We start from the raw sequence: 26,025 nt of genomic DNA on the forward strand, positions 1-26,025 counted from the left end.
ACCCAACGCCCTCCTCCCCGGAGTCCAGAACTCCCGCGGGGTGGGGGGGGCCCCCCCCCCGGCGGCCGCCCCCCTCCCCGCCGCTCACGCGGCCAGCGTCACCGCGCCCACCGCCGGGGTGCGCAGCACCCGCCGGGCCGTGCCCAGGCTCGTCCCCAGCGTCACAGCCGCCGACACCGACACCATCGTGAGCCACACCCCGAGGAACTGGTCCGGCAGCACCGCGTCGGTGCGGACCACCGTGAACGGCACCACACCGGCCAGCGCGGCCACCGTGCCGAAGAACACCCCCGTGACCGTGAGGATCACGCCCTCGGCGGCCACCACGCCCAGCACCTGCCCCGGCGTCGCCCCGGCCAGGCGCTGCTGGCCGAACTCCCGCGAGCGGTACGTCGTCGCCGCGTACAGCGAGTTGACCAGCATCACGCAGACGAACACCGCGATGATGCCGACCACCGTGAGGTTCAGCGTCTCCAGGTTCTTGGCGTCGACCGACTTGACCAGCCCCGACGCCCGCACCGCGTCGCTCTCCACCGACTGCATCGTCAGCGTCGCCGTGGACACCGCGGTGAACAGGATCAGCGAGACCAGGATCCCGGCCAGATGACTCGCCCGCTCACGCAGGTTGCGCACGGCCAGCCAGCCGCTCGCGCCGCTCAGCGGCAGCCGGTCGAGCACGCCCTTCAGCAGCCGCGGCGACAGCAGCGCGAAACCGACCGACAGCAGGATCGCCCCGTAGGCGGGTGCCGCCATCAGCGCCTCGTCCGTCGCGGAGAAGAAGAAGGTCGAGCAGGCGCTGACGGCCCCCGTGCCCAGCGCGGCGTACGCCAGGAAGCGTTTCGTCCCGGCCCGCCCCCGGCTGCCCCGCGTCAGACGCCGTACCGCCAGGAACGCGGCGCCGGCGGACGCGAGCAGGGTGATGTCCATGCCGGTCAGCAGTGCGACCGGGCCGAAGGAGTAGTCCACGGACCGGGCCACCTGGCCGCTGTCCTTGAACACGTCCAGCAGCGCCCGCCCGCCGAGCATCGCCGGGCCGATCGCCAGCACCGCGCCCACCAGGGCCACGGCCACCGCCTCACCCACGACCATCCGCTTGAGCTGCGCCGGGGTCGCCCCCGAGCAGCGCAGCAGCTCCAGCTCGGCGGTGCGCTGACGCACGTTGACCGTCAGCGTCGAGGCCACCGCGAAGAACACCAGCAGGGTCCCGTACCCGCCGACGACCCCCGCCGCCGTGCCCAGCGTCTCCGAGCTGACCGGGTCGACACCGCCCTGCCCGGCCGTGTCGTGCATCGAGTTGAACGTCATGATGATGGCCGCCCCCAGGAAGGCGGACAGCAGCGTCGCCAGGAACCGTCCGGGACGGCGCCGGATCGACCGGAGAGCCAGTACGAACATCGCTCACACCCCCGCCGGCACGTCGTCGCCCAGGTGCGCGAGGCGCTCCGCGACCGCGTCCGGCGTCGGCGCGTCCATCCGCCCCGCCAGCCGGCCGTCGGCGAGGAAGACCACCGAGTCGGCGTACGAGGCGGCGACCGGGTCGTGCGTCACCATCACCACGGTCCGCCCGTGCACCCGCACCGCCTCCTGGAGCAGCAGCAGCACCTGCCGGGCGCTGCGCGTGTCCAGCGCGCCCGTCGGCTCGTCCGCGAAGATCACCCGCGGTTCGGTGACCAGCGCCCGCGCGATCGCCACCCGCTGCCGCTGACCGCCGGAGAGCTGGTCGGGACGGTGACCGAGCCGGTCCCCGAGACCGACCGACGTCAGGACCTCCCGCGCCCGCCTGCGGTCGACGCGACGCCCGGCCAGCTTGAGCGGCAGCACCGTGTTCTGCGCGACGGTCAGCGTCTCCAGCAGGTTGTACTGCTGGAAGACGAACCCGACCCGGCCGCGCCGGAACCTCGTCAGCTCCGCCTCGCCGCCACCCGTCAGCTCCTTGCCGTCCACGCACACGATGCCGCCGTCCGGCCGGTCGAGGCCCGCCGCGCACTGCAGCAGCGTGGACTTGCCCGAGCCGGACGGCCCCATCACCGCGGTGAACGTGCCGCGCCCCAGGCTCAGCGTCACCCCGTCCAGGGCGGTCACGGCGTTCTCCGCCGAGCCGTACGTCCGGGTCACCTTGACCAGCCGGAGGGCCTCGGAGGCGGGGCCCGGGTCGTGATTGCCTCGTGCGCCGGAGCGAAACATCGTGATCACCTTCCGTGTGGCACGCCCTGTGCGGTGCCTCGTGGAAGACGCTACGGAGAGTGGGGCCGGACCACACTGGGTGCAGGACCCGTATCGGGGGGTGTAGTCAGCGACACCCCGGCAGCGCTACGAGCCGCTCAGCAGCACCACCTCCAGGGTGCGCGGGCCGTGCACCCCCTCGACGCGGTCCAGCTCGATGTCGCTGGTCGCGGAGGGACCGGAGATCCATGTCAACGGCCGCCTCGGGTCGAGGCGTTCGAGGGCCTCGGGAACCGACGACACGACCTGGTCGGGCACCCGTACGACGCAGATGTGGTGGTCGGGGACCAGGGTGATGCGGCGGCGGCCCTGGTCGGGGGAGCCGTCCAGGACGAGGGTGCCGGTCTCGGCGACGGCGACGGCGCAGCCGGTCACGACGCTCTCCACCCGGTCCAGCTCGTGCGGCGTGCTCACCGCACGGTCGTGCACGCGCGTCGGATCGGCGGCCGACATCCACGCGGGCGGCAGGCCCGGCGGCACCAGTACGTACCGGGGACCGCGCTGGGCGAGCAACCGCATGATGAGCAGCGCCAGTTCCTCCTCGTCAGCGCGGTGCACGACCGCCCGGTAGTCCGCCAGGTTCTCGGCGAGCAGGTCCACCGTCTGCGCGACGGACCGCCGCCCGTGCTCGCGCAGATAGTTCCTGGCGACGGCCTCCTCGTAGGGCCTCGCGTCGTCCGGCACGTCCGCCAGCGCCCGCCGTACCCGGCCCAGTACGCGTTCCCTGCTGCTCACTTCGATCCGCCCTTCCCGCCGTGCGTGCGCTGCCACCAGTCCCGGAACGGCTCCGCGGGCACCGCCGGCAGGTCCCGGCTGCCGCTCCACGCCCGGCCGGGACCGGGCAGCGTGCGCGGATGCAGCCGGCGGGTGCGCGAGGCCAGCCGCTGCCCGGTCCGCAGCGCGCCGGGGTGTGTGAACGTCCACTGCGCAGCCCGCATCGCCGCCCGCTCGGCGGCGTGCCCCTTGGCGGGCTTCAGGACGACCCGGTTGCCGCCCCGGACGGCCGGTCCGCCCTGCACCACCCGCTCCCGCAGGTGCACCAGCACCTCGGGGATGTCGATGGCGACCGGGCACACCTCGTAGCAGGCACCGCACAGCGAGGACGCGTACGGCAGGGAGGCGTCGATCTCGCTCCCGGTGCCGCGCAGTTGCGGGCTGAGGATCGCGCCGATCGGGCCCGGGTACACCGAGCCGTAGGCATGGCCGCCCGCCCGCTCGTAGACCGGGCACACGTTCAGGCAGGCCGAGCAGCGGATGCAGCGCAGCGCCTGGCGGCCGACCTCGTCGGCGAGGGTGTCGGTACGGCCGTTGTCCAGCAGGACCAGGTGGAAGGTGCTGGGGCCGTCCTCGTCGGTGGTGCCGGTCCACATCGACGTGTACGGGTTCATCCGCTCGGCCGTCGAGGAGCGGGGGAGGGTCTGCAGGAACACCTCCAGGTCCTGCCACCTCGGCACGACCTTCTCGATGCCGACGACCGAGATCAGCGTCTCGGGCAGGGTCAGGCACATCCGCCCGTTGCCTTCGGACTCCACGACCACCAGCGTGCCGGTCTCGGCCACCACGAAGTTGGCGCCGGAGATGCCGACCTTGGCCCGCAGGAACTTCTCCCGCAGGTGCAGCCGGGCCGCTTCCGCGAGTTCGGCGGGGGTGTCCGTCAGGCCCTCGGGCGCCGGACGGCCCCACTCGCCCATCTCGGAGCGGAAGATGTCGCGGATCTCGCCCCGGTTGCGGTGGATGGCCGGCACCAGGATGTGCGAGGGCCGGTCCTTGCCCAACTGCACGATCAGCTCGGCGAGATCGGTCTCGTAGGCGTGGATGCCCGCCGCCTCCAAGGCCTCGTTCAGACCGATCTCCTGCGTCGCCATCGACTTGACCTTGACGACCTCCGACTCGCCGGTCTCCCGGACCAGCCGGGTGACGATCTCGTTCGCCTCGTCCGCGTCGGCGGCCCAGTGCACGGTGCCGCCCGCGGCCGTGACCGCCTCCTCCACCTGCACCAGGTACCGGTCGAGGTGGCGCAGCGTGTGGTCCTTGATCTGCTTCCCGGCCTCGCGCAGCGCCGCCCAGTCGTCCAGTTCGGCGACCGCGCGGGCCCGCTTCTCGCGGATGGTGTGGGTGGCGTGGCGCAGATTGCCGCGCAGCGTCGTGTTGCCCACCGCCTCCCGCGCCGCCTCGGGAAACGCCGGCATCCCCACGAAGGTCCCGCTCATCCGGCCGCCACCTCCTCGGTGCTCGCCAGGATCTCCGCGATGTGCACCGGACGCATGCCCGTGCGCAGCCGCGTCATCGTCCCGCCGATGTGCATCAGGCAGGAGTTGTCGGCCGCGCACAGCACGTCCGCGCCGGTCGACTCCGCGTTGCGCACCTTGTCCGCGCCCATCGCCGCCGACACGTCGGAGTTCTTCACGGCGAAGGTGCCGCCGAACCCGCAGCACTCCTCGGCGCCCGGCAGCTCCACCAGCTCCAGCCCCTTCACCGCCTCCAGCAGCCGCCGCGGCCGGTCGCCCAGGCCCAGGCTCCGCAGCCCGTGGCAGGTCGGGTGGTACGTCACCGTGTGCGGGTAGTAGGCCCCCACGTCCGTCACTCCCAGCACGTCCACGAGGAACTCCGTCAGCTCGTACGTCTTCGGCACCACCGGTGCCAGTGTGGCCGCGAGCGTGTCCCCGCGCCCCTCCGCCCGGGCCCGCTCACCCATCCGCGGATACAGCTCCCGCACCATCGCGCCGCACGAGCCCGAGGGCGTCACGATCGCGTCGTAGTCCGTGAAGACGCCGGCGAAGTGCCGGGCCAGCGGTTCGGCCTCGTGCCGGTAGCCGGTGTTGTAGTGCGCCTGCCCGCAACACGTCTGGGCCATCGGGAAATCGACCTCGACGCCGAGTCTGGTGAGCAGCTTTACCACGGCACGGCCGGTGTCCGGATAGAGCGTGTCGTTGACGCAGGTCAGGAACAGTGCGACACGCATCGCGGCTCCTTGTGTTCGATCATCGGATGAATGATGAGTGCAGATTAGTCGGCCGACCGGGCTCGCGGGAGCCCCGGTTACCGGTCGGCGAGTCGGGCCGCGGCCGCCCGCCAGCGGGCCGTGCCGCCGCGCGGTTCGTACCGGGTCAGCGACTGGGTGCGCGCCAGCAGCCGGCGCATCCCGGCGAGGTCGCCGACCAGGCCGTGGGCGCGGGCCTGCACCAGGACGTTGCCGAGCGCGGCGGCCTCCGTCGGCCCCGCCACCACCGGCAGGCCGCAGGCGTCGGCGGTCAGCTGGCACAGCAGCGCGTTCCGGGTGCCGCCGCCGACCACGTGCACGACGTCGACCGGGTGCCCGGCGAGCCGCTGTGCCTCCTCGACGGCCGCGCGGTGGGCCAGCGCCAGCGAGTCGAGGATGCACCGGGTCACCTCGGCGGGCGTCCGCGGCACCGGCTGCCCCGAGACGCGGCACGCCTCGGCGATCCGCTCCGGCATCCGCCCCGGCGCCAGGAACGCGGGGTCACCCGCGTCCACCACCGACCGCAGCGCCGGCACCCGCGCCGCCGCGAGCAGCAGGTCACCCAGATCGGGGTCGCCCCAGGCCCGTACGCACTCCTGGAGCAGCCACAGGCCCATGATGTTGCGCAGATAGCGGACGGTGCCGTCCAGGCCGAGTTCGTTGGTGAAGTTGGCGGCCCGGCTCTCCTCCGACAGCACGGGAGCGGTCAGTTCGAGACCGGCCAGCGACCAGGTGCCGGTGCAGATGTAGGCGAAGCGCTCACCCGAGGCGGGTACGGCGGCCACCGCGGAGGCGGTGTCGTGCGAACCGACCGCCGTCACCGGCACGGGGCCCGCCAGCCCGGTCTCCTCCAGCACCTCGGGACGCAGCAGCCCCGCCGCGTCACCGGGCCGGCGCAGCGGCGCGAACAGACCGAGATCGATCCCCAGCCGGTCGGCCACCTCCCGCGACCAGTCCCGGGTGCGGGGGTCGATCAGCTGGGTGGTGGAGGCGTTGGTCAGCTCCGTGCCCTGCTCGCCGGTCAGCCAGTAGGTCAGCAGGTCGGGGATCAGCAACAGCCGCCGCGCCGCCGCGAACTGGGCCGTACCCCGGGCGGCGACGAGCTGGTAAAGGGTGTTGAAGGGCGCGTACTGCAAGCCCGTCGCCGCGTACAGCTCCCCGGCCGGCAGCGTCGCCCACACCTGCTCCGCGACGCCCTCCGTGCGGGCGTCGCGGTAGTGCACGGGGTTGCCGAGCAGCGCCCCGTCCGCGTCCAGCAGGCCGTGGTCGACGGCCCAGCTGTCCACGCCGACCGAGTCCACCGGACCCGCCGCCCGCAGACCGTCCAGCACACCGGCGTAGAGCGCGAGGACGTCCCAGCGCAGCCCGTCGGGCGTACGGACCGGCCGGTTGGGGAAGCGGTGCGCCTCGGCCAGCTCCAGCCGGTCGGGACCCACGCGGCCGACCATGACGCGCCCGCTGGACGCGCCGAGGTCGACCGCGGCGTACGCCCCCACGTCCACGGCGGTGCTCATCGCAGGAACGCGGCGGCGACGCCGGCGTCGACCGGGACGTGCAGTCCGGTGGTGTGGGTCAGGTCGCCGCCGGTCAGCGCGAACACGGCGTTCGCGACGTGCTCGGGCAGCACCTCGCGCTTGAGCAGCGTCCGCTGCGCGTAGAACTCGCCCAGCTTCTCCTCCGGCACCCCGTACACCGCCGCGCGCTGGGCACCCCAGCCGCCCGCGAAGATGCCCGAACCCCGCACCACGCCGTCGGGGTTGACGCCGTTGACCCGGATGCCGTGCTCGCCCAGCTCGGCGGCGAGCAGGCGCACCTGGTGGGCCTGGTCGGCCTTGGTGGCGGAGTAGGCGATGTTGTTGGGACCGGCGAACACCGCGTTCTTCGACGCGATGTAGACGATGTCGCCGCCCAGTTCCTGCGCGGTCATCACCCGGGCCGCCTCGCGCGAGACGAGGAAGGAGCCCCGGGCCATGATGTCGTGCTGGAGGTCCCAGTCCTTGGCCGTGGTCTCCAGCAGCGGCTTGGAGATGGAGGTCCCCGCGTTGTTGACCACCAGGTCGACCCCGCCGAACGCGAGCACCGCGGCCCGGAACGCTTCCGCGATCTGCTCCTCCGACGTGACGTCGACGCCCACGGCGACGGCCTTGTCGGCCCCGCCCAGCTCGTCGGCGACCGCCGCCGCGTTCTCCGCGTTCAGGTCGGCCACGACCACACAGGCACCCTCGTCGACCAGCCGCCGCGCGATGGCCTTCCCGATCCCGCTGCCGGCGCCGGTCACCAGCGCGACGCGCGTGGCCAGCGGCTTGGGCTTCGGCATCCGCTGGAGCTTGGCCTCCTCCAGCGCCCAGTACTCGATGCGGAACTTCTCCGACTCCTCGATCGGCGCGTACGTCGACACCGCCTCGGCCCCGCGCATCACGTTGATCGCGTTGACGTAGAACTCGCCGGCCACCCGGGCGGTCTGCTTGTCCTTGCCGAAGCTGAACATGCCCACGCCCGGCACCAGCACGATCGCGGGGTCGGCGCCGCGCATGGCGGGGGAGTCCGGCCCGGCGTGCCGCCGGTAGTAGGCGGCGTACTCCTCGCGGTAGGCCGCGTGCAGCTCCTTGAGCCGTGCGACGGCCTCGTCCAGCGGAGCGGTCGGCGCCACGTCCAGGACCAGCGGCCGGACCTTGGTGCGCAGGAAGTGGTCCGGGCAGGAGGTGCCGAGGGCGGCGAGCCGCGGGTGCTCGGCGCGGGAGAGGAAGTCCAGCACCACGTCCGCGTCGGTGAAGTGCCCGACCTGCGGCCGGTCCCGTGAGGCCAGCCCACGGACGTACGGGGCCAGCGCCGCCGCCCGCTCCCGCCGCTCGGCCTCGGGCAGCGCCTGGTGACCGTCGATCACCGGACCGAAGGGCTCGGCCTTTCCGCGCTCGGCCAGGAAGGCCTCGGCGGTGCGGATGATGTGCAGCGAGTTGCGCTCGCACTCCTCGGAGGTGTCGCCCCAGGCGGTGATGCCGTGTCCGCCGAGCACGCAGCCGACGGCCTGCGGGTTGGCCTCCTTGACGGCCGCGATGTCCAGGCCGAGCTGGAACCCGGGCCGCCGCCACGGCACCCACACCACGGTGTCGCCGAAACACTCGGCGGTCAGCTTCTCGCCGTCCGCCGCACAGGCCAGCGCGATCCCGGAGTCCGGGTGGAGATGGTCCACGTGGGCGGCCCCGACCAGCCCGTGCATCGCCGTGTCGATCGAGGGCGCGGCACCGCCCTTGCCGTGCAGGCAGTAGTCGAAGGCGGCGACCATCTCGTCCTCGCGCTCGACGCCCGGGTAGACGTCCTTGAGCGCCCGCATCCGGTCCAGCCGCAGCACGGCGAGTCCCGCCTCGGTGAGCGTGCCGAGGTCCCCGCCGGACCCCTTGACCCACATCAGCTCCACATCACCCCCCGTGACGGGATCGGTTCCGGTGCCCTTGGCGGACGCGTTGCCACCGGCGTAGTTGGTGTTGCGCGGATCGGCGCCGAGCCGACGGGAACGGGCGAGGAGGGCGGAGGCCTCAGGGTGAGATGTCATGACGGTGCCTTTTCGATCGACGGGCGGAGATGCGCCCCTGCAAGGGGCGCGGGGAACTGCGCGATCAACCACGAACGACCCGCAGCCCGCGAACAACAGAAATCCGGCAGACGCTTACGGACTAGGCGCCCCACCCGGCCTGCTGCCCACCCACCCGCTCGGCGACGACCTTCTCCGCCCACCCGCAGGAGCGGTACGCCTTCATGGGCTCGGGGTCCAGCCCCGACTCCTCCCGCACCTCCCGAAGCAACGGCCGCACATCCGTGTTGTACGCGTCCATCAGCACGGCGTTGGCCTCCAGTACGTCCCCCGCGGCCTGCGCCGCGGCCAACGCCGGACCGTCGACCAGCAGCGCCTTCGCCGTGGCCTCCTGCACGTTCATCACCGACCGGATGATGGCCGGGATCTTCGCCTCGATGTTGTGGCACTGGTCGAGCATGAACGCCACGTCGGAGTTGAACCCGCCCCCGCGCACCACCTCGTACATGATGCGGAACAGCTGGAACGGGTCGGCCGCCCCGACCATCAGGTCGTCGTCCGCGTAGAACCGGGAGTTGAAGTCGAACCCGCCGAGCTTCCCCTCCCGCAGCAGCGTCGCCACGATGAACTCGATGTTCGTGCCCGGCGCGTGGTGCCCCGTGTCGACCACGACCTGCGCCTTCTCGCCCAGCTTCAGGCAGTGCGCGTAGGCCGTGCCCCAGTCCGGCACGTCCGTCGTGTAGAACGCCGGCTCGAAGAGCTTGTACTCCAGCAGCATCCGCTGCCCCTCGCCGAGCCGCTCGTACACCTCGGCCAGGCCCTCGGCCAGCCGGTCCTGCCGGGAGCGGATGTCGTCCTGGCCGGGGTAGTTGGTGCCGTCGGCGAACCACAGCTTCAGGTCGTGCGACCCGGTGGCGTCCATGATGTCGACGCACTCCAGCAGGTGGTCGACGGCCTTCCTGCGCACCGCCGCGTCCGGGTGGCAGACGCTGCCCAGCTTGTAGTCGTCGTCCTGGAAGGTGTTGGAATTGATCGCGCCGATCCGCACCCCCCGCTTCTCGGCGTGCGCCGCCAGCGCGGCGTAGTCCTCGACCCGGTCCCACGGGATGTGCAGGGCCACGGTCGGGGCCACGCCGGTGAACTCGTGCACCTTCGCCGCGTCGTCCAGTTTCTCGAACGGGTCGCGCGGGACACCGGCCTGGGCGAACACCTTGAAGCGGGTGCCCGAGTTGCCGTACGCCCACGACGGCGTCTCGACGGCCTGGGTCCTGAGCGCGGCCTTCACCGCGGCGAGCTCGGTCACTTCGGGGCTCCTGTGGCATCGGGTCGTGGCCCGCTGTGAGCCCGACCGGTCTGTGAAACGATTCAGAACGCGAAGTTATGAGCCTCCCGAAGGGGTGTCAACCCTTCCGGCCGGTCCCGCTCGTTGTGACTCGGCCGTGACCTTCGGAGATCGGAAGTTTTTCGACCCGGAACCATTGACGTGACATGGCCTCGCTGCCTAACGTCCCCGGCAACCTAGTTGAAACCTTTCACGACGCCGTGAGGGCCGTCCCGCCGGCGTCGTCGAGGAGCCCCCAATGACCCACCCGTCCGACACGGGTACGGCCCCGGTTCTGGCGCTCAGGGACGTCTCCAAGTCCTTCGGCGCGGTCCGTGCGCTGCGGGACGTCTCCCTGGAGCTGTTCCCCGGCGAGGTGCACGCCCTCGCCGGAGAGAACGGCGCCGGAAAGTCGACCCTCATCAAGACACTGGCCGGAGTGCACCGGCCGGACGCCGGCCAGGTGCTGCTCGACGGCGCACCGGTCGTCTTCCACGGCCCCGGCGACGCCCGCGACGCCGGCATCGCCGTGATCTACCAGGAGCCCACCCTCTTCCCCGACCTGTCGATCGCCGAGAACATCTTCATGGGCCGCCAGCCGCGGCGCGCCCTCGGCCGCATCGACCACAAGGCGACCCACGACGCCACCGCACGGCTGATGCGGCGCCTCGGTGTCGAGCTCGACCCCGACCGGCCCGCACGCGGCCTGTCCATCGCGGACCAGCAGATCGTCGAGATCGCCAAGGCGCTCTCCTTCGACGCCCGCGTCCTGATCATGGACGAGCCGACCGCGGCCCTCACCGGCAGCGAGGTGGCCCGGCTCTTCGGCGTGGTGCGCACCCTGCGCGAACAGGGCGCCGCGGTGCTGTTCATCTCCCACCGCCTGGAGGAGATCTTCCGCATCTGCCGCCGGGTCACCACCCTGCGCGACGGCGCCTGGATCGCCAGCGAGCCCCTTGAGGGCATGACCGAGGACGACCTGGTGCGCCGCATGGTCGGGCGCGACCTCGACGAGCTGTACCCCAAGCAGGAGGTCACGCCCGGCGAGACCGCCCTGAGGGTACGCAGGCTGACCCGCGAGGGAGTCTTCACCGACGTCTCCTTCGAGGTGCGGCGCGGTGAGATCGTCGCGCTGGCCGGACTGGTCGGCGCCGGACGCACCGAGGTCGCCCGCGCCGTCTTCGGCGTCGACCGCTGGGACGCCGGGGAGGTCGAGGTCGACGGGAAGCCGCTCGTCAACGGCGCCCCCTCCACCGCGATGGCCGCCGGCCTCGCGCTCGTCCCGGAGGACCGCCGCGCCCAGGGCCTCGTGATGGACATGTCCATCGAGCGCAACATCGGCCTCACCGGGCTGCGGACGACCGTGAGGGCCGGGCTCATGGACCGGGGCGCCGAGCGCAGCCGCTCCCTCGACTGGGCGGTCAAGCTCCAGGTCAAGTACGCCCGCATCGCCGACACCGTCGCCACCCTGTCCGGCGGCAACCAGCAGAAGGTCGTCCTCGCCAAGTGGCTGGCCACCGGCCCCAAGGTGCTGATCGTCGACGAACCCACCCGCGGCATCGACGTCGGCACCAAGGCCGAGGTGCACCGGCTGCTGAGCCAACTCGCCGCCGACGGCGTGGCCGTCCTGATGATCTCCTCCGACCTGCCCGAGGTCCTCGGCATGGCCGACCGCGTCCTGGTGATGCACGAGGGCCGACTGACCGCCGAGATACCCCGCACCGACGCCACCGAGGAGACCGTGATGGCCGCAGCCACGGGGAGGGCCGCCGCATGACGGTCACCGCACCCGAGAAGGCCTCCGCGGCCGACGTACCCAAGGCGGGCGCCACCCGGCTGGTGGACCGCGTCTTCAAGATGCGCGAACTGGCCATCCTGCTGGTCTTCCTGGTGATGATCGCCATCACCCAGGCCGGCAACAGCGAGTTCCTGTCCGAGCAGGGCATCAAGGACCTGCTGCTGAACGCGACCATCCTGGTCCTGGTCGCCACCGGACAGTCCCTGGTCGTCATCACCCGCAACGTCGACCTGTCCGTCGGCTCCACCCTCGGCATCAGCGCCTTCGCCGCCGGCACCTACCTCCAGGGCGGCGGCAACCCCGTCGTGGCCGTGCTGCTCGCGGTGCTGCTGGGCATCGGTTTCGGCCTCCTCAACGGCCTTCTGGTCAGCCTCGGCCAGGTGCCCGCCCTGGTCGTCACCCTCGGCACCCTCTACATCATCCGCGGCATCGACTCCATCTGGGTCGGCTCCCGCCAGATCACCGCGGCCGACCTGCCCGGCGGCTTCGTCGACTTCGGCTCCGGCGGCCTCTCGGCCGTGCCCTGGCTGGCCATGATCGCCCTGGCGGTGCTCCTCGCCACGGCGTACTACCTCAAGCACTTCGGCAGCGGGCGCGAGCTGTACGCGCTCGGCTCCAACCCCGAGGCCGCCCGGCTGGCCGGCATCCCGGTCCGCAAGCGGATCCTGGCCGCCTACACCTTCTGCGGCGCCCTCGCCGGACTCGCCGGCGCGCTCTACCTGGCCCGGTTCGGCAACGTCGACTCCGGCACCGGCAACGGCTACGAACTGACCGTCGTCAGCGCGGTGGTGGTCGGCGGCGTCGTCTTCACCGGCGGCTCCGGCAGCGTCTACGGCGCCGCCCTCGGCGCGCTGCTGCTGACCTCGATCAACAGCGTGCTCCCCGCCCTCGGCGTCAGCTCCGTGTGGGTGCTGGCCATCAACGGCATCCTGCTCATCCTCGCCATCGCCGTCGACCGGATCGTCGCGCTGCGCGTGGCCAACGCCCTGAAGAAGAGGAACGCCCGCCATGGCTGACACCTCCCTGACGCGCGCCGTCCGCTGGGACACCGTGGTGGGCGCCCTCCTCGTGGTCGTCCTGCTGCTCTCCTTCGGCTTCGTCGACGGCTTCGGCAACGCCCTCAACCTGTCCTTCCTGATCGGCAACACCCTGCCGATCGCCCTCATCGCCCTGCCGATGACGCTGCTGGTCGTCTCCGGCGAGATCGACCTGTCGGTCGCCTCCACCGCGGGCCTGTCCGGCGCGCTCATGGGCGCCCTGTGGAACCAGGGCATGACCATCGAGGCGATCATCCCGGTCTGCCTGCTGCTCGGCGTGGTCTGCGGGCTGATCAACGGCCTGCTGGTCACCCGGCTCGGACTGCCCTCCCTCGCCGTCACCATCGGCACCATGGCCGCCTACCGGGGCATCGCGCAGATCGTGCTCGGCTCCGACGCGGTGACCGACTTCCCCTCGCAGTACCTGGACTTCGCGGCCGGACGCGTCGACGGCACCTTCCTGCCGTACGCCTTCCTGCCCTTCCTGGTGCTGCTGGCCATCGCCGTGGTCGCCCTGCACGCCACGCCGTTCGGCCGGTCGCTGTTCGCCATCGGCGCCAGTGAGGAGGCCGCCCGCTTCGCCGGCATCCGGGTCAAGCGGCAGAAGCTGATCCTGTTCACGCTGACCGGCCTGATGTCGTCCCTCACCGGCGTCTTCTGGGCCCTGCACTACGCCAGCGCCCGCTACGACAACGCCACCGGCCTCGAACTGTCCGTCGTCGCCGCCGTACTCCTGGGCGGCATCGACTTCGACGGCGGCAAGGGCACGCTCGGCGGGGCGATCGCGGGCGTGTTCCTGCTCGGCGCGCTGCAGAACGTGATGAGCCTGCAGGACGTCTCCGCACAGTCGCAGATCGTCGTCACCGGCGTCCTGCTCGTCCTGTCCGTGCTCGGCCCCCGCCTCGCCCGGCAGCTCTCCCTCGCGAGGGCCGGACGCAGGGCGGCACCGACGCCCCCGTCCAAGGCGCCCGTCCCCACCCCGTAACCCGTCACCGGCTCCGTCCACCCTCGTAAGGAACCCACCATGCGCAAGTCGTCCATCCGCCGTACCTGCGCGGCCCTCGCCGCCGTCACCTCCCTCGCCCTGGCCGCCACCGCCTGCGGCGGCACCACGAAGGAGGACGTCAAGGACGAGGGCGGCAAGGCCGCCGCGGCGGGCAAGGCCGACCCGAACGCGGAGACGAAGAAGGGACTGACCGTCGGCTTCCTGCCCAAGCAGGTCAACAACCCCTACTTCACCGTCGCGGACAAGGGCGGTGAGAAGGCCGTCAAGGAGCTGGGCTCCAGCTACAAGGAGGTCGGCACTTCCAGCGGCACCGACACGGCCGGCCAGGTCTCCTACGTCAACACGCTCACCCAGCAGCAGGTCGACGCCATCGCCGTCTCCGCGCAGGACCCGGGCGCCCTGTGCACCGCGCTCAAGCAGGCGATGAAGAACGACATCAAGGTCGTCACCTACGACTCGGACACCAACCCCGAGTGCCGCAACGCCTTCATCTCCCAGGCGTCCGCCGACGACATCGGCCGCACCCAGGTGCAGCAGCTGGCCGAGCAGATCGGCAACAAGGGCGAGATCGCGATCCTGTCCGCCGCGCAGACCGCGACGAACCAGAACGCCTGGATCGAGATCATGAAGGACGAGCTGAAGGACCCGAAGTACAAGGACATCAAGCTGGTCAAGGTCGCCTACGGCGACGACGACGCCCAGAAGTCCTTCCAGCAGACCCAGGGCCTGCTCCAGGAGCACCCGAACCTGAAGGGGATCATCTCCCCGACCACCGTCGGCATCAAGGCCGCCGCCCAGTACCTGTCCGGCTCCAAGTACAAGGGCAAGGTCAAGCTGACCGGCCTCGGCACCCCCAACGACATGCGCAAGTACGTCAAGAACGGCACCGTCGAGGCGTTCGAGCTGTGGGACCCGGCCAAGCTCGGCGAGCTGGCCGCGCGCACCGCCGTCGCCCTGTCCTCCGGGCAGATCACCGGCAAGGAGGGCGAGACCTTCAAGGCGGGCGCCATGGGCGAGTACACCATCGGCAAGGACGGTGTGATCAACCTCGGCAAGCCGACCGTGTTCACCGCCGACAACGTCGACCAGTTCAACTTCTAGTCACCACCCCTGAGTCACCACCCCCTGTACGGAGCGGCAGTCCATGCAGCGCGTCTGTTTCCTGCTCAAGGTCCGTCCGGACCGCATCGCGGAGTACCGCGAACGCCACGCCGCCGTGTGGCCGGAGATGTGCGAGGCGCTCTCCGCCACCGGCTGGCACAACTACTCGCTCTTCCTGCGTGACGACGGCCTGCTCGTCGGCTACCTGGAGACCGAGGACTTCGCCGCCGCCCGGGCCGGCATGGAGGCCACCGAGGTCAACGCCCGCTGGCAGGCCGAGATGGGCCCGCTGTTCGAGTCCCTCGACGGGGCCCGCCCCGACGAGGCGATGAAGCCCCTCACCGAGGTGTTCCACCTCGCCTGACGGGGGTCGCACCGGGGCGGTCCGGGTACTGTGTGAAGGTCCCGCGGCCGCCCCTCCCACACCCACCCCGACCTCGGAGGTCCCTGCCCGATGGCCCATTCCGTGGGTATCAAGGACGTCGCCCGCGCCGCCGGAGTTTCCGTGGGCACGGTCTCCAACGTCATCAACCGCCCCGACACCGTCGCGACCGAGACCCGCGCGCGGGTGCTGTCCGCGATCGACCGGCTGGGCTACGTCCGCAGCGAGTCCGCGCGCCAGCTGCGCGCGGGCCGCAGCCGCATCATGGGGCTGCTCGTCCTGGACATGGGCAACCCGTTCTTCGTCGACGTCGCCCGCGGCGCCGAGCGCGCCGCCCGCGACGCCGGACTCGGCGTGATGGTCTGCAACAGCGCGCAGAACCCGGGGGAGGAGGCCGAGTACCTCTCGCTCTTCGCCGAGCAGCGGGTCCGGGGCGTCCTGCTCACCCCCGCCGACGCCACCGGCCGCAACATCGAGGGCTTCCGGCGCCACAACATCCCCTTCGTGCTGGTCGACCGGGTCGCCGAGGGCACCACCGAGTGCTCGGTGTCCGTCGACGACGTCGCGGGCGGCGCGCTGGCCGTACGCCACCTCGTGGACGCCGGACACCGCTCCATCGCCTACGTCAGCGGCCCGCCCGGCCTCAACCAGGTGCGCGACCGCCGCACCGGCGCCCTCGCCGCGCTCGCCGAGGCCGGGCTCGGCCCCGACGCGCTGCGCGAACTGCCCACCGAGCGCCTCGACGTCGCCGCGGGCCGCGACGCCGGCGCCCGCCTCCTGGGGCTCGCGGATCGGCCGACCGCCGTCTTCTGCGCCAACGACCTGCTCGCCCTCGGCGTCCTCCAGGCCATGTACGCCGCCGGGATCGGCGTCCCCGACGACCTCGCGATCGTGGGCTACGACGACATCGAGTTCGCCGCCGCCGCGGCCGTCCCGCTCACCTCGGTGCGCCAGCCCGCCGTCACCATGGGCGCCATGGCCGCCGAGCTGCTCCTGGAGGAGACCGAGCTGGAGGGCACGGACCGGACCCACCCGCACCGGCGGGTCGTCCTCCAGCCGGAGCTGGTGGTACGGCGCTCCAGCCTCGCCGCCCGCTGACCGGCCGGTCAGCACGATTCCATGATCCCGGGGGTCGGCGGCCGCAGGACGGTGTGCTGAACTGGGACACGGCCGAAAGAATCGGCCGCCAGATCCGTCCGCCCCGGGAGACCCCTTGAGCGTCAGCTACCGCCAGCCAGGCGTCGTCCTCACCGACCGCCGTTTCACCGTGCCCCTCGACCACGCCGACCCCACCGGGGAGACGATCGAGCTGTACGCCCGCGAGGCCGTCGCGAGCGACAAGGCCGACAAGGACCTGCCCTGGCTGGTCTACCTCCAGGGCGGACCCGGCTTCGGGGCGAACCGTTTCATCGGCCGTCCCGCCTGGCTCGGCCGCGCCCTGAAGGAGTACCGGGTCCTGCTCCTGGACCAGCGCGGCACCGGTGCCTCCACCCCGGCCAACCGCCAGACGCTCCCGCTGCGCGGCGGCCCCGCCGAGCAGGCCGACTACCTCACCCACTTCCGCGCCGACGCCATCGTCCGCGACTGCGAGGCCATCCGCCCCCAGGTCACCGGCGGCGCACCCTGGACCGTCCTCGGCCAGAGCTTCGGCGGCTTCTGCACCGTCGCCTACCTGTCGCTGGCCCCCCAGGGACTGAGCGCGGCCCTCATCACCGGCGGTCTGCCCTCCCTGGACGCCCACGCGGACGACGTCTACCGGGCCGCCTACCCCCGCATCGAGCGCAAGGTCGCCGCGCACTACGCCCGCTACCCGCAGGACGTCGAGCGCGCCCGCCGCATCGCCGACCACCTCCTGACCCACGACGTGGTCCTCCCGAACGGCTACCGCCTCACCGTGGAGGCGTTCCAGTCCCTCGGCATCATGCTCGGCGGCAGTGAGGGCAGCCACCGCCTGCACTTCCTGCTGGAGGACGCCTTCGTCCGCACCCCGAACGGGCACGAACTCTCCGACGCCTTCCAGGAGGAGGCACAGGGCCTGCTGTCGTACGCGGGCCACCCGCTGTACGCCCTGGTCCACGAGGCCATCTACGGCCAGGACGCCCGGCCCACCGACTGGTCCGCCGAGCGGGTCCGCGCCGAGTTCCCGCGCTTCGACGCCGCCAAGGCGCTCGCGGGCGACGAACCGCTGCTCTTCACCGGCGAGTCCGTCCACCCCTGGATGTTCGACTGCGACCCGGCACTGCGCCCGCTGCGCGAGACCGCCGACCTGCTCGCGGCCCGCACCGACTGGACCCCGCTGTACGATCCGGCCCGCCTCGCCGTCAACGAGGTGCCGGCCGCCGCTGCCGTCTACCACGACGACATGTACGTCGACACCGCCCACGCGCTGACCACCGCCCGCGCGATCCGCGGCCTGCGCACCTGGGTCACCGACGAGTTCGAGCACGACGGCGTACGGGCCGGCGGCCCCCGCGTCCTGGACCGGCTGCTCGCGCTCGCCCGCGACGAGGCCTGAACGGCGACGCGTTCCCCTTCCGGGCGGGACGCCGGCGGCGCGGGTTAGTGTGCGGGCATGACAGAGCCGACGATCACGCAACTGGAGCCCATGCCCGGCGACTGGCACCGCGCCCTCGCCGTGGTCGCGCACCCGGACGACCTGGAGTACGGCTGCTCGGCGGCGATCGCGGCCTGGACCGACGAGGGTCGCGAGGTCGCCTACGTCCTCGCGACCAGGGGCGAGGCGGGCATCGACACGCTGCCGCCCGACGAGTGCGCCCCCTTGCGTGAACGGGAGCAGCGGGCCAGCGCCGCCGTCGTCGGGGTGAGCGAGGTGGAGTTCCTGGACCACCGGGACGGCGTCATCGAGTACGGCACCGCGCTGCGCCGCGACATCGCCGCCGCGATCCGCCGTCACCGGCCCGAACTGGTCATCACCCTCAACCACCGGGACACCTGGGGCGGTGTCGCCTGGAACACCCCGGACCACGTCGCCGTCGGCCGTGCCACGCTCGACGCGGCGGCCGACGCCGGCAACCGGTGGATCTTCCCGGAGCTGACCGAGCAGGGCCTCGAACCCTGGAACGGCGTGCGCTGGGTCGCGGTCGCCGGATCCTCCTCGCCCACCCACGCCGTGGACGCCACACCGGGTCTGGAGCGCGCGGTGCGCTCGCTGCTCGAACACCGCACGTACATCGAGGTGTTGACCGAGGAGGACCCGGAGACGTACGCGCGTGGGTTCCTCACCGGCTTCGCCCGGGCCGCCGGGGAGCGGTTCGGCGGGAAGCCGGCGGTGACCTTCGAAGTCTTCGGACGGTAGCGGCGTGACGGGGGAGCGGGGCGTGCGAGGGGAGCAGGACGTGAAGGACGCGCGGGGACAGCAGCGTCTCGCGGAGCGGTTCGAGGAGCACCGCGGACAGCTGAAGGCGGTGGCCTACCGCATGCTCGGCTCACAGGCCGAGGCGGAGGACGCCGTGCAGGAAGCCTGGCTGCGGCTCAGCCGCTCCGGCGGGGACGGCGTGGACAACCTCGGCGCCTGGCTGACCACCGTGACCGGCCGGATCTGCCTGGACCTGCTGCGTTCGCGCACCGCGCGCCGCGAGGAGCCGATGACCGAGGGCTTCGACTCCTTCGTGCCGGACCCCGTGCTGCGGGCCCTGCCCCAGGCCGACCCCGAGGCGGAGGCCCTGCACACCGACTCGGTGGGCATCGCCCTGCTGGTGGTGCTGGAGACCCTGGAACCGGCCGAGCGGCTGGCGTTCGTCCTGCACGACATGTTCGCCGTGCCCTTCGACGACATCGCGCCGGTCGTCGAGCGCACCCCGGCCGCCACCAGACAGCTCGCCAGCCGGGCCCGGCGCCGGGTGCGCGACGCGACCCCCGCCGCCGAACCGGACCTCGGCGCACAGCGCCGGGCGGTCGAGGCGTTCCTGGCCGCGAGCCGCGCCGGTGACTTCGAGGCGCTGGTGTCCGTGCTCCACCCGGACGTGGTGCTGCGGGCCGACGCCGGTGCCCTGGCCCGCGGCGTGGCCGCCTCCAAGGTGGTGCGGGGCGCGCGCACGGTCGCCACCGGCGCGTTCCACTTCCGCCACCTCGCCGGACTCGCCCGCGTCGTCCTGGTCAACGGCGCGGTGGGCACCGTCGCCGTGTCGGAGGGGCACGCGCGGTCGGTCACCTACGTCACCGTCGCCGACGGTCTCATCACGGGCCTGTACATCCTGTCCGACCCGGAGCGGCTGGCCCGGCTGGACCTGTCCGCGCTGGAGACCTGACCGGTCGCGCCGGGCCGTCCTGCGGCCCGGGTGCCGGCGGCCAGTATCCTCGACGACATGCGAGAACACACGGCGGACCGGCCGGGCACAGAGGCCGGTGCGGAACTGCGCGGCGACTGCGGGAGCTGCTTCGGCCTGTGCTGCGTGGCCCTGCCGTTCGCCCGCTCGGCCGACTTCGCGGTCGACAAGGACGCCGGCACCCCCTGCGCGAACCTGCGCACCGACCATCGCTGCGGCATCCACGCGACGCTGCGGGAGCGCGGCTTCGCCGGCTGCACGGTCTACGACTGCTTCGGCGCCGGACAGCGGGTCTCGCAGGTCACCTTCGGCGGCCGGGACTGGCGCACCGGCCCGCCGGAGCGGACCCGGCGCATGTTCGACGTGTTCCCGGTCGTCCGCCAACTGCACGAACTGCTCCGGTACCTCACCGAGGCCCTCACCCTGCCCGCCGCCCGCCCGGTCCACGCCGACCTGAGCGGCGCCCTCGCCGACACCGAACGCCTCGCCGGGGGGACCCCGGAAGAGCTGGCCGTCCTCGACGTGGCCGCGCACCGGCAGCGGGTCAACGTGCTCCTGCTGCGCACCAGCGAACTGGTCCGGGCCGGCACCCGCGGCCGGAAGAAGAACCGCCGCAACGCCGACCTGCTGGGCGCCCGCCTGAAAGGCGCCGACCTCGCCGGGGCCGATCTGCGCGGGGCCTGCCTCATCGCCGCCGACCTCACCGGGGCCGACCTGCGCGGCGCCGATCTGATCGGCGCGGACCTGCGCGACGCCGACCTGTCCGAAGCGGACCTCACGGGCGCCTTCTTCCTGACCCAGCCGCAGGTCAACGCGGCCAAGGGCGGTCCCGGCACCAGGCTGCCGGACTCAGTCACCCGCCCGGTGCACTGGACAGCGGGACGCTGAGCCGGCGTTCCCGGCGCCTTCCTCGCCCGCTTCCCCGGGGACGTCCGTGCGGGAAGCGGGTGCGGGCGTCGACGCGGTCCGCCGGTCGAGGTGCAGGCGCAGCCCCTCCGGCATGAGCGTCAGCCGCTCGGTCACCCGCAGCCGGTAGCCGGGGTCCGGCCGCAGCTCGTAGCGGCGCAGCAGCAGTCCGAGGACCAGTGTGGCCTCGTGCAGCGCGAACTGCCGCCCGATGCACGCCCGCGCCCCCGTCCCGAACGGTTTGAAGGTGTGCGGGGCGCGCGACCGCACCGCCTTCGCCTCGAAGCGGTCCGGGTCGAACCGCTCGGCGTGCGGACCCCACACCTCCGGGTCGCGGTGCAGCATGCCCGTGAGCACCAGAGCCCAGGCCCCGCGCCGCATCGGGTGGGTGCCGCCGAGCACCGTGTCCTCGCGGGCCTCCCGCGCGAAACCGGGGGCGGTCGGCCACAGCCGCAGCGACTCGTCCAGTACCCGGCGCACCTGGCGCAGCCTGGCCACCTGCTCGTAACCGGGCGTCTCGGTGTCGCCCCACACCCGGTCCACCTCGGCGCGGGCCCGGGCCGCGACGTCGGGGTGCTGGGCGAGGTAGTGCAGGGCGAAGGAGAGCGCGCCCGAGGTGGTCTCGTGCCCGGCGACGAGGAAGGTGATGACCTGTCGGCGCACGTTCTCCGGCGACAGCCGCTCACCGGTCTCCGGGTGGGCCGTCTCCAGCATCCGGTCGAGCAGGTCGCCCCCGTCGCCCCCGCCGCCGGAACCACCGGCCGCCCGGCGTGCCCGGACGAGGTCGTCGACCGTGCGGTTGAGGTACGCGATGTCGGCGGCGTTGCGGCGGCTCGCGTCGCGCAGCAGCCAGGGGGCGAGCGGAGCGGGCACGGTGTTGAGGCGCTGCGCGTATCCGAGCGTGCCGACCATCGCCGTGACGAAGGGGTGGAGGCGGGGGCGTTCGAAGGAGCCGAAGTCGTGCCCGAAACCGGTGCGCGCGATGGTCTCCAGCGTCAGCTTGGTCATGTCGCCGGGCACGTCCACCGCCCGGCCCGACGCCTGGGCCAGGTCCCAGTGGTCGGTGAGCCGCGCGGCCACGTCCAGCATCATCACGTGGTACCCGGCCATGGCCTCGCGGCTGAACCCGGGCGCCAGCACGTCGTGCGCGAGCTGCCAGTTGGGCTCGTGGTTGTACGCCGTGAACAGCCCGTCCCCGGCCACCGGGCGCAGGTTGGCCACGCCCAGGCCCACGTGCTTGGCGAACCGCGTCTCGTCCGCCAGGTCGGCGGCGAGGGAGGCGCCCCACACGAACACGAACTCCTTGCCGAAGGCCCGCCGCCGGAATATCGGCCCGAGCCGCCGCGCGTACCGCAACGAGTCCTGCATCGGCGTGCGCCGGCTCGCGCCCACCACGTCACCGAGCAGGGGCAGCCGGTACGGGGGGTGCGGGATGCGGTGCAGTTCGGGCCAGCCCAGCTCGGCGCTGCGGAAGCCCTTCGGCAGTCCGTCCCGGGCCGGTTCCCTCGCTGTCTGGGCCATGACGCGATCTCCCTTGACGCAGCGGCGTGTTGCACGAGCCGAGGCGAGCGTGTTGTACATGGGTTCAATAACGCGCCCCAGTCTCGACCCGTTGTTGAACCGGCGTCAAGTAAGGTGCGGGCATGGCCGCGAACCAGGGCGAGCGCACCCGCCGCCGGCTCAGCACGGGCGAGCGCCGGGAGCAGTTGCTCTCGGTGGGCGCGCGACTGTTCTCGGAGAGCCCCTACGACGAGGTCTGGATCGAGCAGGTCGCCGAGATCGCCGGGGTCTCCCGCGGACTGCTGTACCACTACTTCCCGAACAAGCGGGACTTCTTCGCGGCGGTCGTCGAGCGCGAGAGCGAGCGCATGCTGCGGATGACGGCGGCCGTGCCCGGCGTCCCGGTCCGCGAGCAGCTCACCGCGGGCCTCGACGCCTACCTGGAGTACGTGCGGGCCCACGCGCACGGCTACCGCGCCTTCCACCGCGCCGACGCGGCCGGCGACCGCGCGGTGCGCCGCGTCTACCAGAAGGCGCTCGCCGCGCAGGAACGCCAGATCCTCGCCGCTCTTGCCGCCGACCCGGAGTTCGGCCCGGCCTTCGGGGAACGCGGCGACGTACGGCTGGCGGTGCGCGGCTGGCTGGCCTTCACCACCGCGGTCTGCCTGGAGTGGCTGCGGGACCCGGAGCCCGCTCGCGCGCAGGTGCGGGACCTGTGCGCGCGGGCGCTGCTGGGAGCCATCGCGCCCTGAGGCCGCCGCGCCGGACCGCGGGCCGGGCCGGTGTCATGGTTGGCGCACTCCCCGAACTCCGATAGGTTAGGTGAGCCTTACCTAATGAATTGCCGAACGGAGGATGGGATGGGTGACAGCCACACCTGGACGGCCGCGCCCGCCGCGGCGGAGCAGGCCCGCTCGGTGCTCGCCGCCGCGTGGTCCTGCGCGGTGACCGCGGAGGGCGGCCGGGAGGAGTTCGTCGGCGCGCACACCGTGTCCGACGACGGCCGGGTGCTCCTGCACGTGCCCGAGGACAGCGCCCTGCTCGCGGCGGCGGTGTGCGCGCCCCGCGGGGAGCCGTCCGCCGTGCTGGAGTTCGCCGACGTGGCGCCCGTCCCGGTGCGGGGCCGGATCAGGGCCCGGCTCTGGCTCGCCGGCTGGTTCGCCGTGGCGGACGGGCACCTGGCCTTCCGGCCCACCCGCGTGGTGCTGCGCCGGGCGTCCGGGACCGTGGTGGTCGACGTCGACGAGTTCACCGCCGCCGAGCCCGATCCGCTGGCCCTGGCCGAGGCACGGCTGCTGACCCATCTCGCCGACTGCCACGGCGACGCCGTACAGCGGCTGACCCGGCTCGTCGACCCGGACAGCCTGCACGGAGCGGTCCGGGTGCGGCCGCTCGCCGTCGACCGGCACGGACTGACCCTGCGCGTCGAACGGGTCCGTGACCACGGCGACGTACGCCTGCCGTTCCACGCGCCCGCCGACGAGATCGCGCAGCTGACGGAGCGGGTGCACGTGCTGCTCGCCCGGGCGAGCGCCGCCTCCTGCCCGCGGGCCCTACAGCGGCAGCGCACAGACGGCGACGGGTGAGGCGAACGGCTCTCCCGCGGGGTGCAGCCCGCCGTCGTCCGCGCTCACGCGGAACGCGGTGACGGTGCCGGAGCGCTGGTTGGCCGCGAACAGCAGCCCGCCGTCCGGGGAGAAGGCGATCTGCCGCGGGAAGCCGCCGCCCACCGGCACCGTGCCGAGCAGCCGGAGCCGGGCGCCGTCGGCCTCCACCGCGTACCGCGTGAGGCTGTCGTGCCCCCGGTTGGCGAGGAAGGCGTACGCGCCGTCGGCCGTGACCAGGAGCTGCGCCGGGTAGTTGGTGCCCCGCGCCCGGCCCGTGCCCGCCCCGGTGGACTGGGCCTCGCCGATGGTCAGGCGTCCCGTCGCGGGGTCGTACGCGCAGACCGCGACGGTGTCGTCGAGCTCGTTGGCGAGGTAGGCGTGGCGGCCGCCGGGGTGGAAGGTGAGGTGCCGGGGCCCGGCGCCCGGCAGGGTCCGGGCCCGCGAGACCTCGGTGAGTCTCCCCGCGCCCTCGTCCAGGCGATAGGTGTACACGGTGTCCGTGCCGAGGTCCACGGCGAGGACATGGCTCCCGTCCGGCGCGGTGACGACCTGGTGGGCGTGCGGGCCCCGCTGTCCCGGGCCCGGCGGGGGAGTGGAGTGCGTGACCAGGTGGGTGCGTTCGCCCAGCGCGCCCGAGGCGTCGATCGGGTGCACGGCGACGCTTCCGGAGCCGTAGTTGGCGCTGAACAGCCAACGCCCGCCGGGGTGCACCGACAGATGGCAGGGCGCCGCGCCGCCGGTGCTCCGGCTGCCCAGCACCCTGCGGTCCGACAGCCGGACGGCGGTCACCGCCCCGTCCTTGCGCTCCTCGACCGCGTACAGGGTCCGGCCGTCGGGACGCACCGCCAGGTACGAGGGATCGTCCACCTCCGCGAGGACACCGCGGCCGGTGATCCGGCCCGTGTCCGGTTCGTACTCGGCGAGCGCGATGCCCTTGCCGCCGCCCTCGACGGAGGTGTAGGTGCCGAGGAGGAGCGGGCGAGGGCCGGAGGCCTCCCGCTCCCTGCCCGACGCACCACCGCTCGCCCGGGGCGCGGTGGGCGTCGCGGACGGCGCCTGTGCTCCTCCCGTGCCGCCGCACGCCGCGAGCGTGGGGAGGGCCGCGGTCGCGGCGGCCGTGCGCCCGAGCAGCCCGACGAAGCGCCGCCTGCTCCATCCGTCACCGCTCATACGGCCCTCCCGTGCCGGTCCGCGTCCGTGGGGCGGCGCTCGTCTCCACCGGTCCCGTCTCCACCGGTCCTGCCGGCTACCAGTCCCCGTCCTGCACCGGCTTGCCCGTCGCGTCCCCCAGCGGGTGGACCTGGTGGGGCGCGGGCGGCTGCCAGGGCTCGTGGTCGTCGCCGATCCAGTCCCCGACCGGCTGCACGTCCTGGAGCGGTCCGGTGGGCGCGAGATCGTGGGCGTCCTGGTCGTAGTAGTCGTACCAGGGCAGACCGGCCCGGGTGTAGGCGGCCCGGTCCACGGGGGACGGCGGCGGCGCCTCGCCGGTGATGCGCTGCCACTGGGGCGGCGTCACCAGGTGCACGAAGACCCGGCCCGCCGGCCGCTCGGCCCAGTCCGTCGACGGCCGTTGGTCGCGGTACACCTCCTGGCGCATGGAGCCGCCGACGCCGAGCCCCATGGCGGGCGCGGACAGGGGCCGGGGCGCACCGCCGTACCCAGCGGCCGAGCCCGGGGCGGCCGGGGCCGACGCCGGTGCCGGAGCCCCGAAGGCGCCGCCGGAACGGGCCGCCACGCGGGCCGACTCCGCGCGGCGCCGCTCCTCCTCGCGCCAGCGGGCCAGCTCCGTGTCATTGAGGGTGAACGCCTGCAACTGGACGCCGCCCCAGACCTCCTCGCCGGTGACCTGGCCCTCGACGGTCGCCCCCATGCCGAGCGGCACCGCCACGAACTGACGGACCGTGCCAGTGCCGGAGTTGATGCCGTCCAGCCAGGGCTGGCGGGGAAGCACCACGTAGTTCTGCGGGGCCCGGGACAGCCGGTCGCTCCAGGGCCGGCCCGAGACCGCGCACACCTTGCCCACCCCCACCTGGAGCGCGGCGGGCTCCCTCGTGCCCGCGAAACTCAGCCACATGGCCTCACGCAGGTACACCGGCAGCATCACGCCGCCGCGCGCCCGCCACGCGTCGGGCACGCGGTCGGCGTAGTCGGAGACCCGGCGGACCGGGAACTCCCCGAGCCCGGGCGGCAGCGGATGCGTGCCCGTCTCCGGCAGCCGCAGGGTGCGTATGAAGCGGACCGTCGCACCTCCCGGCAGTGACAGCCGGTTCCCGTCGATCCGCACACTGGTGTCGGTCATCCGAACGCCCCCTCATTCGCCGCTCACGAGCCTTCGTCGGCCGTGCGCTG

General features: G+C 73.0%; 23 protein-coding genes. 12 read left to right on the forward strand and 11 right to left on the reverse strand.

Translation table 11 applies throughout. The features are described from left to right. Nucleotides 1–84 precede the first annotated feature (84 nt). From ACZ6IM_RS28360 to rhaI, 8 genes are all read right to left on the reverse strand, one after another. Nucleotides 85–1,395 carry an FtsX-like permease family protein gene (locus ACZ6IM_RS28360; RefSeq protein ID WP_469560222.1) on the reverse strand — a complete coding sequence of 437 codons (1,311 nt, stop codon included), beginning with the start codon at nucleotides 1,393–1,395 and terminating at the stop codon, nucleotides 85–87. Between the two features lie 3 nt (nucleotides 1,396–1,398). Next, a complete protein-coding gene (locus ACZ6IM_RS28365) occupies nucleotides 1,399–2,184 on the reverse strand; it encodes an ABC transporter ATP-binding protein (RefSeq protein WP_052842609.1) in 786 nt (261 codons plus the stop codon). A gap of 126 nt (nucleotides 2,185–2,310) precedes the next feature. Next, nucleotides 2,311–2,958, reverse strand: coding sequence for a LutC/YkgG family protein (locus ACZ6IM_RS28370; protein WP_469560225.1), 648 nt, complete (start codon nucleotides 2,956–2,958; stop codon nucleotides 2,311–2,313). Then, nucleotides 2,955–4,433, reverse strand: coding sequence for a LutB/LldF family L-lactate oxidation iron-sulfur protein (locus ACZ6IM_RS28375; protein WP_469560228.1), 1,479 nt, complete (start codon nucleotides 4,431–4,433; stop codon nucleotides 2,955–2,957). The genes ACZ6IM_RS28370 and ACZ6IM_RS28375 overlap by 4 nt, the downstream gene beginning before the upstream one ends. Next, entirely contained in the window at nucleotides 4,430–5,185 is a 756-nt protein-coding gene (locus tag ACZ6IM_RS28380) for a (Fe-S)-binding protein (protein ID WP_469560231.1), read from the reverse strand. Before ACZ6IM_RS28380 ends, ACZ6IM_RS28375 begins: the two co-directional genes overlap by 4 nt. 77 nt (nucleotides 5,186–5,262) lie before the next feature. Further along, nucleotides 5,263–6,717 carry a rhamnulokinase gene (locus ACZ6IM_RS28385; protein ID WP_469560234.1) on the reverse strand — a complete coding sequence of 485 codons (1,455 nt, stop codon included), beginning with the start codon at nucleotides 6,715–6,717 and terminating at the stop codon, nucleotides 5,263–5,265. Next, complete coding sequence (locus ACZ6IM_RS28390; RefSeq protein ID WP_469560237.1) at nucleotides 6,714–8,753, reverse strand: bifunctional aldolase/short-chain dehydrogenase; 2,040 nt, start codon at nucleotides 8,751–8,753, stop codon at nucleotides 6,714–6,716. The genes ACZ6IM_RS28385 and ACZ6IM_RS28390 overlap by 4 nt, the downstream gene beginning before the upstream one ends. A 121-nt stretch (nucleotides 8,754–8,874) precedes the next feature. Next, nucleotides 8,875–10,035 carry an L-rhamnose isomerase gene (gene rhaI, locus ACZ6IM_RS28395; protein WP_052842615.1) on the reverse strand — a complete coding sequence of 387 codons (1,161 nt, stop codon included), beginning with the start codon at nucleotides 10,033–10,035 and terminating at the stop codon, nucleotides 8,875–8,877. 277 nt (nucleotides 10,036–10,312) lie between these two features. Between rhaI and ACZ6IM_RS28400 the strand changes: the two genes are divergently transcribed. The 10 genes from ACZ6IM_RS28400 (at nucleotide 10,313) to ACZ6IM_RS28445 (ending at nucleotide 20,551) form a co-directional block, all read left to right on the forward strand. Next, nucleotides 10,313–11,830, forward strand: a complete 1,518-nt coding sequence (locus tag ACZ6IM_RS28400) for a sugar ABC transporter ATP-binding protein (protein ID WP_052842616.1) — start codon at nucleotides 10,313–10,315, stop codon at nucleotides 11,828–11,830. After that, nucleotides 11,827–12,867 (forward strand): ABC transporter permease, encoded by a 1,041-nt coding sequence (locus ACZ6IM_RS28405; RefSeq protein WP_052842617.1) that lies wholly within the window; start codon nucleotides 11,827–11,829, stop codon nucleotides 12,865–12,867. Before ACZ6IM_RS28400 ends, ACZ6IM_RS28405 begins: the two co-directional genes overlap by 4 nt. Beyond that, nucleotides 12,860–13,873 (forward strand): ABC transporter permease, encoded by a 1,014-nt coding sequence (locus ACZ6IM_RS28410; protein ID WP_052842618.1) that lies wholly within the window; start codon nucleotides 12,860–12,862, stop codon nucleotides 13,871–13,873. Before ACZ6IM_RS28405 ends, ACZ6IM_RS28410 begins: the two co-directional genes overlap by 8 nt. Before the next feature lie 39 nt (nucleotides 13,874–13,912). Continuing rightward, a complete protein-coding gene (rhaS, locus tag ACZ6IM_RS28415; RefSeq protein WP_052842619.1) occupies nucleotides 13,913–14,995 on the forward strand; it encodes a rhamnose ABC transporter substrate-binding protein in 1,083 nt (360 codons plus the stop codon). 43 nt (nucleotides 14,996–15,038) lie between these two features. Then, nucleotides 15,039–15,359: an L-rhamnose mutarotase gene (locus tag ACZ6IM_RS28420; RefSeq protein WP_052842620.1), complete on the forward strand. Its 321-nt coding sequence runs from the start codon at nucleotides 15,039–15,041 to the stop codon at nucleotides 15,357–15,359. A 90-nt stretch (nucleotides 15,360–15,449) separates the two neighbouring features. After that, nucleotides 15,450–16,475 carry a LacI family DNA-binding transcriptional regulator gene (locus ACZ6IM_RS28425; RefSeq protein WP_052842621.1) on the forward strand — a complete coding sequence of 342 codons (1,026 nt, stop codon included), beginning with the start codon at nucleotides 15,450–15,452 and terminating at the stop codon, nucleotides 16,473–16,475. A 115-nt stretch (nucleotides 16,476–16,590) separates the two neighbouring features. Then, nucleotides 16,591–17,892: an alpha/beta fold hydrolase gene (locus ACZ6IM_RS28430; protein ID WP_052842622.1), complete on the forward strand. Its 1,302-nt coding sequence runs from the start codon at nucleotides 16,591–16,593 to the stop codon at nucleotides 17,890–17,892. A gap of 57 nt (nucleotides 17,893–17,949) precedes the next feature. Beyond that, the gene (locus tag ACZ6IM_RS28435) at nucleotides 17,950–18,693 is read left to right on the forward strand and encodes a PIG-L deacetylase family protein (protein ID WP_052842623.1); all 744 of its coding nucleotides are present in this window, start codon (nucleotides 17,950–17,952) and stop codon (nucleotides 18,691–18,693) included. Nucleotides 18,694–18,715: 22 nt separating this feature from the next. Next, nucleotides 18,716–19,645 (forward strand): sigma-70 family RNA polymerase sigma factor, encoded by a 930-nt coding sequence (locus ACZ6IM_RS28440; protein ID WP_052842624.1) that lies wholly within the window; start codon nucleotides 18,716–18,718, stop codon nucleotides 19,643–19,645. A gap of 57 nt (nucleotides 19,646–19,702) precedes the next feature. Next, on the forward strand, nucleotides 19,703–20,551 hold the full coding sequence (locus ACZ6IM_RS28445) for a pentapeptide repeat-containing protein (protein ID WP_469560246.1): 849 nt from the start codon (nucleotides 19,703–19,705) through the stop codon (nucleotides 20,549–20,551). Here the strand turns inward: ACZ6IM_RS28445 and ACZ6IM_RS28450 are convergent. Beyond that, complete coding sequence (locus ACZ6IM_RS28450) at nucleotides 20,513–22,090, reverse strand: cytochrome P450 (protein WP_052842625.1); 1,578 nt, start codon at nucleotides 22,088–22,090, stop codon at nucleotides 20,513–20,515. The two genes, ACZ6IM_RS28445 and ACZ6IM_RS28450, sit on opposite strands and share 39 nt — an antisense overlap. 122 nt (nucleotides 22,091–22,212) lie before the next feature. Here ACZ6IM_RS28450 and ACZ6IM_RS28455 point away from each other — a divergent pair, with 122 nt between their 5' ends. After that, nucleotides 22,213–22,821 (forward strand): TetR/AcrR family transcriptional regulator, encoded by a 609-nt coding sequence (locus ACZ6IM_RS28455; RefSeq protein WP_052842626.1) that lies wholly within the window; start codon nucleotides 22,213–22,215, stop codon nucleotides 22,819–22,821. A gap of 108 nt (nucleotides 22,822–22,929) precedes the next feature. Then, on the forward strand, nucleotides 22,930–23,655 hold the full coding sequence (locus ACZ6IM_RS28460) for a DUF2470 domain-containing protein (protein WP_052842627.1): 726 nt from the start codon (nucleotides 22,930–22,932) through the stop codon (nucleotides 23,653–23,655). On the opposite strand, the gene ACZ6IM_RS28465 is transcribed toward ACZ6IM_RS28460, so the two are convergent. Beyond that, nucleotides 23,623–24,846 carry a lactonase family protein gene (locus ACZ6IM_RS28465; RefSeq protein WP_469560251.1) on the reverse strand — a complete coding sequence of 408 codons (1,224 nt, stop codon included), beginning with the start codon at nucleotides 24,844–24,846 and terminating at the stop codon, nucleotides 23,623–23,625. The genes ACZ6IM_RS28460 and ACZ6IM_RS28465 overlap by 33 nt on opposite strands. Nucleotides 24,847–24,922: 76 nt before the next feature. After that, nucleotides 24,923–25,975, reverse strand: coding sequence for a hypothetical protein (locus ACZ6IM_RS28470; RefSeq protein WP_052842629.1), 1,053 nt, complete (start codon nucleotides 25,973–25,975; stop codon nucleotides 24,923–24,925). Between the last annotated feature and the right edge of the window lie 50 nt (nucleotides 25,976–26,025).

The organism is Streptomyces sp. NPDC042336 (assembly GCF_055581985.1).

Excerpts from the sequence above, each read along its gene's own strand:
- ACZ6IM_RS28360 (WP_469560222.1), bottom strand. The coding sequence starts at position 1,395 with ATGTTCGTACTGGCTCTCCGGTCGATCCGGCGCCGTCCCGGACGGTTC.
- ACZ6IM_RS28365 (WP_052842609.1), bottom strand. The coding sequence starts at position 2,184 with ATGTTTCGCTCCGGCGCACGAGGCAATCACGACCCGGGCCCCGCCTCC.
- ACZ6IM_RS28375 (WP_469560228.1), bottom strand. The coding sequence starts at position 4,433 with ATGAGCGGGACCTTCGTGGGGATGCCGGCGTTTCCCGAGGCGGCGCGG.
- ACZ6IM_RS28380 (WP_469560231.1), bottom strand. The coding sequence starts at position 5,185 with ATGCGTGTCGCACTGTTCCTGACCTGCGTCAACGACACGCTCTATCCG.
- ACZ6IM_RS28385 (WP_469560234.1), bottom strand. The coding sequence starts at position 6,717 with ATGAGCACCGCCGTGGACGTGGGGGCGTACGCCGCGGTCGACCTCGGC.
- ACZ6IM_RS28390 (WP_469560237.1), bottom strand. The coding sequence starts at position 8,753 with ATGACATCTCACCCTGAGGCCTCCGCCCTCCTCGCCCGTTCCCGTCGG.
- ACZ6IM_RS28400 (WP_052842616.1), top strand. The coding sequence starts at position 10,313 with ATGACCCACCCGTCCGACACGGGTACGGCCCCGGTTCTGGCGCTCAGG.
- ACZ6IM_RS28405 (WP_052842617.1), top strand. The coding sequence starts at position 11,827 with ATGACGGTCACCGCACCCGAGAAGGCCTCCGCGGCCGACGTACCCAAG.
- ACZ6IM_RS28410 (WP_052842618.1), top strand. The coding sequence starts at position 12,860 with ATGGCTGACACCTCCCTGACGCGCGCCGTCCGCTGGGACACCGTGGTG.
- rhaS (WP_052842619.1), top strand. The coding sequence starts at position 13,913 with ATGCGCAAGTCGTCCATCCGCCGTACCTGCGCGGCCCTCGCCGCCGTC.
- ACZ6IM_RS28420 (WP_052842620.1), top strand. The coding sequence starts at position 15,039 with ATGCAGCGCGTCTGTTTCCTGCTCAAGGTCCGTCCGGACCGCATCGCG.
- ACZ6IM_RS28425 (WP_052842621.1), top strand. The coding sequence starts at position 15,450 with ATGGCCCATTCCGTGGGTATCAAGGACGTCGCCCGCGCCGCCGGAGTT.
- ACZ6IM_RS28435 (WP_052842623.1), top strand. The coding sequence starts at position 17,950 with ATGACAGAGCCGACGATCACGCAACTGGAGCCCATGCCCGGCGACTGG.
- ACZ6IM_RS28445 (WP_469560246.1), top strand. The coding sequence starts at position 19,703 with ATGCGAGAACACACGGCGGACCGGCCGGGCACAGAGGCCGGTGCGGAA.
- ACZ6IM_RS28450 (WP_052842625.1), bottom strand. The coding sequence starts at position 22,090 with ATGGCCCAGACAGCGAGGGAACCGGCCCGGGACGGACTGCCGAAGGGC.
- ACZ6IM_RS28455 (WP_052842626.1), top strand. The coding sequence starts at position 22,213 with ATGGCCGCGAACCAGGGCGAGCGCACCCGCCGCCGGCTCAGCACGGGC.
- ACZ6IM_RS28460 (WP_052842627.1), top strand. The coding sequence starts at position 22,930 with ATGGGTGACAGCCACACCTGGACGGCCGCGCCCGCCGCGGCGGAGCAG.
- ACZ6IM_RS28465 (WP_469560251.1), bottom strand. The coding sequence starts at position 24,846 with ATGAGCGGTGACGGATGGAGCAGGCGGCGCTTCGTCGGGCTGCTCGGG.
- ACZ6IM_RS28470 (WP_052842629.1), bottom strand. The coding sequence starts at position 25,975 with ATGACCGACACCAGTGTGCGGATCGACGGGAACCGGCTGTCACTGCCG.